Source organism: Xenorhabdus koppenhoeferi (genome assembly GCF_900116635.1).
GTDB classification, from domain to species: domain Bacteria; phylum Pseudomonadota; class Gammaproteobacteria; order Enterobacterales; family Enterobacteriaceae; genus Xenorhabdus; species Xenorhabdus koppenhoeferi.
Genome location: NZ_FPBJ01000079.1, coordinates 1 through 2,318, shown reverse-complemented (window position 1 = coordinate 2,318; position 2,318 = coordinate 1). Strand labels below are relative to the sequence as shown.

3 protein-coding genes are annotated in these 2,318 nt (G+C 34.1%); all 3 read right to left on the bottom strand.

The window, feature by feature from the left end; translation table 11 throughout:
- Positions 1 to 226: 226 nt before the first annotated feature.
- The gene (locus BM329_RS14125; RefSeq protein ID WP_245759104.1) at positions 227 to 808 is read right to left on the bottom strand and encodes a hypothetical protein; all 582 of its coding nucleotides are present in this window, start codon (positions 806 to 808) and stop codon (positions 227 to 229) included.
- A gap of 144 nt (positions 809 to 952) precedes the next feature.
- Positions 953 to 1,189: a helix-turn-helix transcriptional regulator gene (locus BM329_RS14120; RefSeq protein ID WP_092554429.1), complete on the bottom strand. Its 237-nt coding sequence runs from the start codon at positions 1,187 to 1,189 to the stop codon at positions 953 to 955.
- 363 nt (positions 1,190 to 1,552) lie between these two features.
- Complete coding sequence (locus tag BM329_RS14115; protein WP_245759103.1) at positions 1,553 to 2,227, bottom strand: hypothetical protein; 675 nt, start codon at positions 2,225 to 2,227, stop codon at positions 1,553 to 1,555.
- Positions 2,228 to 2,318: the final 91 nt, after the last annotated feature.

The following is a 2,318-nucleotide window of genomic DNA, read 5'->3' as shown; positions in this document are numbered from 1 at the left end:
ATAGGCCATAGCGCATTTTCCTTTGGCGAGAAAGATGCCTACTATAGCAACTGACCGCCTTTCTTAGAAATTGCACTTATTAGGCGAATCCAAGACTTTTATAAATTGGAGTATTGCGTAATGTATATTTATCTGTTGGCGCAGCGCATTGATTAATGACTTTATTAATACAATGTTCTAACTCATCCGTCGCTGACATAATTAATTTACATGGTCGGCTATAATCCTAGTTCATTTCGGATAATAAAGCGTTTAAATATCCTGTTTTTCTAGGAATGGTCTCTAATAATTCTTTTCTAAACCCTGTTTCTTTTTCGGATAATAACCATTCAATAACAGTGTATAATAAATCATAGAGACCATTGATTTTCTCCAGTTTAGATTTCTCATTTTTAATAGAGTCTTTTTTCCTTTCTACGGCGTGATGCATATCCGTAATCCAAGCTCGGTTACTGATAGAATAGCTGTTAGGGTTTTTTATTTTACCGTTTTGAGCATTGTTTAATATGTCAACAAGACTGTTCAGCTCGGCCTCCTCTTTTTCAGGCAGCTTTGAATAATTTGATACAACACTTCTCCCTCTCTTAATAAGAAGCTTTATTTCCTCCACAGAGGGGATCAGGTTATCAAAGTTAAACCCTGTGAGTTTAGTGAATTTTTTGATTGAATCTTTCATCTTTGCCAGTTGATATAATTCAATGGTTCGAATCATAAACCCGGTATCCTTGCCGTTCTCTTCAAATGGTATGAGCTTGTAGTTAAAAATATATGATAGATTTTCATCTTTATAGAATGATACTTCATTCATAACCTGTATCCTTTTTTGGTTATATATGGGCGTAAAAATTCAACACCTATTTAATTGATGTTTTTTTGGGTTTGTTAGTTATGTTGGATGAGATTTAATTTATCATTAAAATAAATCAATAAAGTTATAAATAAATTTATATAACTATATTGATTCTCTTTGTGATTTTTTACTTTCTACCCATTTACGTATTTCCTCTGCATCAAATACAAAGAAACCATCCTCTAACTCAAAAGGTTGCGGTATCTTTTTATCTTTAACCCAACGGTGTAACGTTGAATCAGATATACCCAGAAAATCAGCGGTATGGCGTTTACGTGCATTACCGATTTCAGGGTATGGGCTTGTCTTTTTCATGCGTGGATTTTTCTGCTTCGTCATGCTGCCTCTAGCCTCCCTATGTTATGCCTATCTCTGTTGTGACGCGTTAGGAGCATTCTAGGGCTTAAAAAACACGATTTCCACCAAGAATGGAATCCATTGAAACTATTTTAATCCATTAAAAAATAAGGTTAGTGATGAATTTTAAAGATTAGAATGAAAATCAAAAAGCTTGTAATTATTTTAAATATATCAATGTCTTATGTTATTTATGTGGTAGGTGGGGTTAGTAATCATGTAACACCATATAAAACCGTGTCATACCATGAGTAACATTGACCATCATTGTTCATTACTGCTCGTCATTGTTGCTTACTTTGCAAGCAACAATATTCATGGATAGGTTTATGGTGATTTAGTAGTCTATTGTTTATGAACCAATTGTTCATTGCTCTCATTTAAGTAGTAATCAGCATCTCTTAGTTTGTCATAGAATGTGGAGGACCCAACACCGCCTAAAAAGTCTTTGTTCATTCCGTCAGCTAACAAGTCTTCGTTCATTTTTTTAACTAAATTTTCGATATCCTCATAAATTTTTTTCTTGTTAGGTTTACCTATTGAGCCGTAATTGTTTGATGGTTGACAGCCATTTATAGTTTTTTCTTGAAGTAGTAGTACAAGTAGCCCAATTAGTTTGTAAGTTCCTTTTTGCTCATCATTTTTGCGATATTGCCCTTGACCTTTTTTATTCTGCATCGCCATTTTTTCAACTAAAGAGTATCCGCCAAAGGCTTTAATGTATGTTTTCCATTCATCATTTTTTCTATGCTCTGTATATATATTGTTTAGAGCTTGTTCTATTCTTAATGCAATGATCTCTGGGGTAAAACCTTCTAATATGCACATGCACGGATATGCGGCACCAAACACGATATCAGAATCAACCGCCGTGTTTGTTCTTGTATCCTGTAACGGTCTGATAGCGCTTACATTATTCACAATAGCACTTCTTACCTTATTAATATTATCTGAGTACTCTTCTGGTATATTTTTAACTGGCATATAAGGATCTATAGCAGAATCATAATACTGTGTCATAATACCTAAATCCCAATGACAAGGTAGAATTGAGATGGGTTACAGTCTAGATTTTCGAAGAAGAGTACTGGCATGCAAAGACAAGCATGCA